We start from the raw sequence: 7,922 nt of genomic DNA on the forward strand, positions 1-7,922 counted from the left end.
CCAGTAGCGAAAGCGCGGCAGTGTCGGTATTGTTCTTCATGGCGTGATCTCCCTGGCGGTTGCTGCCGCCGGTTGGGTGGGTTCAGTTCACCCGGAGATTACGCCACCTTCAAATTTCCACCACCTTCGCGACACGACCACGGTCAGGGTGCCACCGGCAGAACTGGTATCATTGGCCAGAACATCCACTGTTTTGGTGGCGTTATAGCTCATGTCGACCTGATCGTCCTGGGCAACAAAACCGGTCTGAACCGAGCCTCCGGCAACCAGAAGATTGGTGTCATAGTTGCTGTCAGATACATCTGCGACGCCGATCTTGATCGAGTTCAGTACACCTGCAGTTACCGGGGCGGTAAAGGTCAGGGTAATGGTGAACCCATCCATTTCGGTGTTGTACTGGTCGCCGGTGTTGTCGACATAGATGTTTTCGGTGTCGTTCTGGTTGATGTTGCCGATAGAGGCAGATCCATCGCCAATGGAGACTTGTGCCTGTACCCCGTTGACCCAAACGCCAACCACGTCGTTGTATTGCGAGCTGGAGAACTCTGGGTATTCTTCGGAGGAGAGCACAAAATCCAGCGTCAGCACATCACCGTCGGGAATGAAGTCGATCTCCATAAAGGCGGCGTCATAGGTGGCGGACCCGGCAATGGCGTTAAAGTCGCTGTCGCCATTGGTGCCGCTCGTATTGGTGCTGGTATTGCCGGAGGTATTGGTATTGGTGCTGCCGGAGCTGTTGGTAAAATCATCTACATGGCCGGTAGACAGGATGACGCCGCTATCGGCAGGGGCAACGCCTGCCACAGTTGTATCGGCACCGCTATAGATACCTGAGGAGGCGGCATCACCGGAATAACTGGCGCTGACAACGGTGGTGCCGTCGCCAAAGATCTCCTGCGCCATCTGGTCGGCTGTGGCGGAGGTATTGATATCGAGTTCTGTCGCCGTAGGCATATGAAATCCTGCACCCTGTAAGGGGCCGCAAAATTGCTGTGGCCCAGCCTCCGGTGTGGCTGCGAACTTGGACTGAAATGTGGAAACCCGGTGCCCATTTTCTGAATTTTAATAAAATTGAACAGTTTTTGAATCTGGTTGGGGCCAAGACCATTGGTCGGCGCCTTTTTGTGACGCACATAAAAACGCCCGGCCCGGAGGTGCCTCTGTGTTGAAAGAGGCAGGTTCGGACCGGGCAAAAGGCGCTTTACGCTGGGGCTTGCCAGAGGTTTGGTTTAGCTGCGGCCGCGCTTTTCAAAGCGGGGCAGCATGGCTGAAAAGTCCATGCCAAGCCCGTCTTCGCTTTCGACAAACTTGCTATACAATGCCTGCGCCAGCTCGCCCATCGGGGTGTCAGCATCGGCACTTTCGGCGGCCTGCTGGCTGAGACGCAGATCCTTGAGCATCAGTTCCGCCGCAAACCCTGGCTTGTAATCGTTGTCAGCCGGGGACTGCGGGCCAACACCGGGGGCCGGGCAATAGGCATTCATGGTCCAGGAATAGCCCGAAGAGGTGGAGACCACATCGAACATCTTTTGCCGGTCCAGACCCAGTTTGTCGGCCAGCGCAAAGGCTTCGCAGGTGGCAATCATGGTCACGCCCAGGATCATGTTGTTGCAGATCTTTGCGGCCTGGCCGGCACCGGCCTCGCCACAATGCACCGCCTTCTGGCCCATGATTTCGAACAGGGGTTCTGCCTTGGCAAAGGCTGCGGCGCTGCCGCCGGCCATAAAGGTCAAGGTGCCCCCAGCGGCACCACCGATGCCGCCGGATACCGGCGCATCGACAAACAACAGATCTGCCGCCGCGGCCTGTTCTGCGACGGCTCGGGCGGAATCCACATCCACGGTGGAGCAATCCACCAGGGCAGCACCTGCCTGCATGGTAGGCAGCACCTCAGCGGCAACGGCGCGCAGGATCTGGCCATTGGGCAGCATGGTGATCACCACATCAGCGCCGGTTGCAGCCTCAGCGGCAGACCCTGCCATGGAGACGCCCGCAATCGTGACGCTGGCCATGTCAAAGCCCAGAACATCGTGGCCCTCTTTGGCGAGATTGGCGGCCATCGGGCCACCCATATTGCCAAGACCAATAAATCCGATTTTCATGTGTTATTCCTCCTCAAAAACCAGGGCGTCTGCACCCAGCGGCATCAGCATCTGGCTGACGGCGCTGGCAGGGACATCCTGCTCTGCATATTGCCACTTCGGCTGGCGGTCCTTGTCGATGATCTGGGCACGAATGCCTTCGAGAAAGTCGCCCTTGTCCATGGCGCGATAGGTGAAGCGGTATTCATGCTCCAGCGCCTTGCGAATGCTCAGATTGCTGTTGCGCAACCGGTGCAGCAGCTCGACCGTGCAGGCCATGGAGAGCGGCGCATTGCGCCCCATTGTCTTCAGCGCCTTTTCCGCAAAATCGCTGGGCTCGGCCTTTAGCACAGTCAGGATGTCCGTCAGGGTTTCGCCAGCAAAATAGCGGTCGATCTCGGCCTGCTGGAGTTCCAATGTGCCCGCAGGTGGTTTTTGCGACGCCACCTGCAAAATTGCCGGATCGCCATCTTTTTGCAGCCCGTTGATCAGTACCGGCCAAAAGCTTTCGGGGATGTAGAAATCGGCAAACCCGGCATAGATCGCGTCTGCGGCCTTCATGCGTGCGGCGGTGGTGCCGAGATATTCGCCCAGACGCCCCGGCGCCAAGGTCAACATCAAAGAGCCGCCCACATCGGGTATCAGGCCAATGCCGACTTCGGGCATGGAGATCTGGCTGCTGTCGCCCACCACCCGGTGAGTGCCATGGCAGCCAATGCCGACGCCCCCGCCCATGGTGAAGCCCTGCAGAAAGCTGACCACCGGTTTGGGATATTCAAAGATGAGCGCGTTCAGGCGGTATTCGTCGCTCCAGAACTTGCGCCCATAGGCATAATCGCCTGCGGTGCCAGTGTCATACAGCTCGGCAATGTCGCCGCCGGCGCAGAAAGCCTTTTCCCCCTCGGCATCAATGACCACCAGTTTCACCGCGTCATCACTGGCCCATTGGCGCAGGGCAGTGTCAATGGCCATGCACATGTCATAAGACAGCGCGTTCAGGGCTTTGCCGCGGGTGAGGGTGATGCGACCGGCCTTACCGGTCACACGGATATTGATATCGCTCATAGTTTCCTCGCAGTTTGCCCGGGTCAAACATCCGGTAACCTGCTGCCCTGGACTTGGGCAGCTGATTACCGGCCGTGAGAGGCTTGAACCGGGCGACGTGTTCTGGCCTGAAGTGAACGGGCCTAGCTTGTACGGGCCTTAGGTATGTTGGCCAATGTTGTACTGGGCTTAGCTGTGTTCGGCCAACATGTGGCGCGCCACAATCACCCGCATGATCTCGTTTGTGCCCTCAAGGATCTGGTGCACCCGCAGATCCCGCACCAGCTTTTCGATGCCGTAGTCTGCCAGGTAGCCGTAGCCGCCATGTAGCTGCAGGCATTGATCAACAATTTTAGATCCCGCCTCGGTCACGAATTTCTTGGCCATGGCGCAATGCTTGCTGGCATCGGGGGCACCTTGATCCAGCTTCCAGGCCGCCTGCCGCAAAAAGACACGTGCCGCCTGCAGTTCAATTTCCATATCCGCGAGGCGGAATTGCAGCCCCTGGAACTGGTCGATGCTTTGGCCAAAGGCCTTGCGCTCGGACATGTATTTCATCGTCAGGTTCAGCGCGGTCTGGGCGGCCCCCAAAGAACAGGAGGAGATGTTCAGGCGTCCACCATCCAGCCCCATCATGGCGTATTTGAAGCCCTTGCCCTCTTCGCCAACCAGGTTGTTGGAGGGGATCTTGCAATCATCAAACTGCACTTGGGCGGTGGGCTGGCTTTTCCAGCCCATCTTTTCTTCCAGCCCGCCAAAGGACAGCCCCGCAGTGCCGTCTTCGACATAGACGGTGGAAATGCCCTTGGGACCGTCGTCCCCCGTGCGCACCATGCAGACATAGGCGTCGGAATAGCCACCCCCCGAAATAAAGGCCTTGTTGCCGTTCAGGGTATAACCTTGGTCGGTCTTTTCCGCGCGGGTTTTCAGCGCAGCCGCATCAGAGCCAGAGCCCGGCTCGGTCAGGCAATAGCTGAGCACGGTGTTCAGCGACAAAACATCCGGCATGATCCGCGCCTTCATTTCGTCGCTGGCAAAGCTGTCCAGCATCTTGGCGCACATGTTGTGAATGGACAAAAAGGCCGCCACCGAAGGGCAGGCCATCGACAGGGCTTCAAATACCAATGTGGCGTCCAGCCGCGTCAGGGCGGAGCCGCCGCTGTCTTCGCTGACATACAGCCCGCCAAAGCCAAGCTCACCCACTTGCGGCCACAGCTCTTTGGGGATGGTGCCCTCAGATTCCCACTGACGTGCAAAAGGCGCGATATTTTCCTGGCCAAATGCATGCGCCATATCAAAAATCGCGGTCTGTTCCTCGGTCAAAGCAAAATCCACGTCCTGTCCTCCCTGGCGTGTATGAATTGAACGGTCGTTTATTTAATAACGCGCCCAAGCCACAAGAGCAAGCAGCGTGGGCGCAAAGTGGTGTTGCAATAATATGCGTAACGGGACACTTCCCATCGCACTGAATTTTCTTGACGAAAGCAGTGTAGCGGGACTGTAGCGGGACACTTCCCATTGCAGCAAATTTTTCTCGACGAGCGCCCTGCTTCATATTCCAGTACTGGACCCGAGGCCACCCACCTTTGGTGCCAATTTTGGAGTTAGTTTGGGACACTTCGCATTGCAGTACGGGACACTTCCCATTTCAAAATCGGCTATAGCGCATCCCGAACCGTTCAAAATGTCCGGCTGCGGCTGTCTTTAAAGGTCTTTTGAAGAGGCTTTAAACTGCTCGGAGCTGCGATCTTGGGGCACGCCTTTCAATTCGTCCCAACTTTGAGGCCGTAGCATTGCACTCAGAACTGCGCCGACCTCCGGCAGGAAAGAGCGCCACATGAGCGCCTCCGCCATTGTTTGGTTCGAAGACTTCCAACTTACACAGAACGCAGAAGGCACACACCCGGACAGGTTTCAAATTGGGCATCGCTATACTTCTTTGGTCGGGCTCGCGACACGTGCCGGTAGCTCAGTCCTAAATGGCGTTAACGGCTGCTCGCAGCCCATTCACGACATTCATGCCTGGTGCAGCATTGGCCGGAGCTCAGGCACAAGGGGCGGATTCCGGCCATTCGCCGCAGCTGCGAGAGGTTCATGGCCAAGAAGGATTAGCGGCCATTCAAACCAGCATGCCCCTCGGAGCGATGCTGCGCACTGCACCAAGGGCAGCTATGCGCAGAAAGAGGACTTTGCAAACCCCTGCAAAGCACACCTGATAGTCGCCTCGAGCCCTGCCTCGCGTAGCAGCAGAACTTTCGCATTGCCGCCATTAGTGCATTGCATAGCATTCCTGCAGGTCGGAGCGCCTCATCGGTGGTGATATACCCTGCAAGACCGCAGCGAACTTTAGGTATCCGCGAAATCTCGCGGTACCTCAGCTAAGTCTTTAACCTTTTGTACCCATGGGAGGAAGTCGTTCAGACGATCTCCAAGTGGATGGGCCTTGTGGAGTTCTTTGTCGATCGTGCCGCTGAACTCAAAGCCCGGTCCAATTGGGCTCGCTTGATAATCAGCGAACTCCTTGAGATAGCTTTGGAGCTCGCAGCTAGGAACCTGGGAGAGCATTTTTTCGTATTGCAACGCGGAGATGATGCAGACGGCAATGCGATCCTCCGGTTTTACGTACTTTGAGGTACCTTGGTTCTCATTATTAAGGATCTTCGCACCGTTGAGGCACTCAGCAAAGAATATGTGATTGTGGTCGGCCCATTCCTCGAGCGTGATGAGAGCTCCAGACAAATTATCAGCGGCAGTATATGTCTTTCCGTTCTTGTTAACTTTCCCTTCCCGTAGGTCCCGAGCGTACCGCCACAGTTGAACCATACCGTTAGATATATCCTTAATTTGCTCGAGGTGATCCCGTACTGGCCTTGGAGAAAGTCGAATATCGATCTTCATTTTCTTTGCCTTACACTCCGCTATGACCTGGATTTGTTCATCGCATGAGATCATCACGTCAGAGCTATGATTTGGTGCTCTACGTGGGCCGTACTGAAAATCACCTTCTGCTATCCAACTACCTGAAAGGGTTGCAGAGGTCAGTTCAACGCAGAAGTCTTCAAATCGTTTATCCATTTCACCTTTCGCGTCTCGAGCTTCTTTCCGGAAGTCCCTGTCAAAGCGTTTCGATTCAGCCCCCATCACATCGAAGTAGATGAAATAGGTTGCTCTGTAGACAAGAAGCTCCGGAAATGGGCACATGTAAATTGGATTTAGGTCATCCCCCACATTGAATAGCGGAAAATCATAAATTCGATTTTCCCTGAAATCCACTCGATCCCTTGTGAGGCCAGGGATACCTTTTTCCTGTTTAGATGCAGCTTTCGGCGTTCGCGCAGTTATCTTGAAGTAGGTATCAATTTCTCTCTTGGTTATGCCGATGGATGCGAAGTAATTAAGATCGCTGAAATAGGGTAATTTTTTAAACCTCTCTCTAAGAATGAAGCTGATAGTGAAAAACTTCTCTGCACTCAGTTTGTATTTTTTCTTAAATACGGATCTCGCTTGAGGGCCAAAGTTGATGTATGCGCTACGCACAATGGAAGAAGTGTTGTCGTGTCCCTGCTGCCATATGAACTGTTGCCACATAATCCGTGGCATCATTTCGAGTACTGCATCAGGTTCCTCGCCAACTCCATCCAAGGATTGATGGTTAGCGATATTCCTGAATTGATTATACAAATCGCCGATAGTCCCCCATCTTTTTACGGCAAGTGTCTTTGGTTTCAGACTGCTATCTGTGAGGTTGTCATACGCTTCAAGATAGATGGACAACAGGCCGACAGTCTCCCATGGCGGGACGATAAAACGCGACTTTTTTCTCTGTTCCGAAATTTCAGGTGGGATTTCAATGGCGCGCCCAGCAAGCCCAACTTCCCCCCGCCACAGCATATATAGCGCCCATGCCATAAGGAGAAAATCTCTAGATGGGGCATGTCGCAAGTGGTCTTTAAGAATGGTCAGATCGGTTTTTAGCATTTTTACCCGGCGCATCGATGGAAGTGGATACACTTTAGAAGCAAGCTAGGTCCGCCGGGAAGGGAAAAAGGGTGATCGTTCCAAAGAGCGCTGGAACCTTGGCATTATGGCCGAGGTTTCTACAACCTGCTGAATCGCAGCTTTCGAGAGAATGACTGAGAGCCCTCACACCTACAGTTCAACTGTTTCCAGGCCCTGTGCGAATGTCTTACTAGGGCTGGATGCAGCCGTTAAGGGGATTTCGCCCAAGGCCCTCTGTTGGGTTCGTATCGATGATCAATCTATAGCGATCTAAGTGGTTAGCCTAGCGTTCGCAGAATCAAGTCAGAACGGCAGTCCAGTCTTGCTCAAGTTCATGCGAGTTCCTTCGGTTTGCCGCCGCCCGCGTCGCCCTGTCGGCACGGTGTCCCAGCTCATCTCGGGGTCGAACCAGATTGTCAGAAAACATCTGCGCTTGAGCGTTTCATTGTAGGCTGGCAAGTTTCTGGTCTTGTAGGTTGGGGGAGACGGTCTGCCCGTACAGCCCAGCTTCCACGCTGGATTCACGAGATGAATCCCGCACAGGTTTTGTGCAACAGAGCCACTCAGAGACTAAATCTCTTTCATTGGCATCTTCCCAAAGCTTCAAGTGCCGCAGGGCGCCAAGTACACTCAAAATAGTACTCTGGGAGAGCTCGGAGGGTTGTGTCTCGAATCTGGTGGAAATTCTCTGGCGGCGTTCTCCGAGCATGTGGATTTGGGCCTGATCAGGCCGCGAGGTCAAGTCTGATCGGGGCGATGGGCTGAGCCAAGGTTTCCCAGCCATCGACCTTTCGCATC

The 7,922-nt window shown here is 54.9% G+C and carries 5 protein-coding genes and 1 pseudogene; all 6 read right to left on the reverse strand.

Annotated features, from left to right (window positions below; all coding sequences use genetic code 11):
- Positions 1–87: 87 nt before the first annotated feature.
- Positions 88–954, reverse strand: coding sequence for a choice-of-anchor L domain-containing protein (locus QZ268_RS11600; protein ID WP_349376145.1), 867 nt, complete (start codon positions 952–954; stop codon positions 88–90).
- Between the two features lie 275 nt (positions 955–1,229).
- Positions 1,230–2,102 (reverse strand): 3-hydroxyisobutyrate dehydrogenase, encoded by an 873-nt coding sequence (gene mmsB / locus QZ268_RS11605; RefSeq protein ID WP_295452578.1) that lies wholly within the window; start codon positions 2,100–2,102, stop codon positions 1,230–1,232.
- A 3-nt stretch (positions 2,103–2,105) separates the two neighbouring features.
- Complete coding sequence (locus QZ268_RS11610; protein ID WP_295452580.1) at positions 2,106–3,146, reverse strand: enoyl-CoA hydratase/isomerase family protein; 1,041 nt, start codon at positions 3,144–3,146, stop codon at positions 2,106–2,108.
- 168 nt (positions 3,147–3,314) lie between these two features.
- A complete protein-coding gene (locus tag QZ268_RS11615) occupies positions 3,315–4,460 on the reverse strand; it encodes an acyl-CoA dehydrogenase family protein (protein ID WP_295452582.1) in 1,146 nt (381 codons plus the stop codon).
- 1,011 nt (positions 4,461–5,471) lie between these two features.
- Entirely contained in the window at positions 5,472–7,103 is a 1,632-nt protein-coding gene (locus tag QZ268_RS11620) for a hypothetical protein (RefSeq protein WP_295452584.1), read from the reverse strand.
- A gap of 372 nt (positions 7,104–7,475) precedes the next feature.
- Positions 7,476–7,631, reverse strand: a pseudogene (locus QZ268_RS11625) (IS5/IS1182 family transposase); the annotation flags it as partial.
- Between the last annotated feature and the right edge of the window lie 291 nt (positions 7,632–7,922).

The organism is uncultured Pseudophaeobacter sp. (assembly GCA_905479575.1).
Taxonomy (GTDB): domain Bacteria; phylum Pseudomonadota; class Alphaproteobacteria; order Rhodobacterales; family Rhodobacteraceae; genus Pseudophaeobacter.

Bases quoted from the DNA above. Each gene is read 5' to 3' on its own strand.
- QZ268_RS11610 (WP_295452580.1), bottom strand. From the start codon at position 3,146: ATGAGCGATATCAATATCCGTGTGACCGGTAAGGCCGGTCGCATCACC.
- QZ268_RS11620 (WP_295452584.1), bottom strand. From the start codon at position 7,103: ATGCTAAAAACCGATCTGACCATTCTTAAAGACCACTTGCGACATGCC.
- QZ268_RS11600 (WP_349376145.1), bottom strand. From the start codon at position 954: ATGCCTACGGCGACAGAACTCGATATCAATACCTCCGCCACAGCCGAC.
- mmsB (WP_295452578.1), bottom strand. From the start codon at position 2,102: ATGAAAATCGGATTTATTGGTCTTGGCAATATGGGTGGCCCGATGGCC.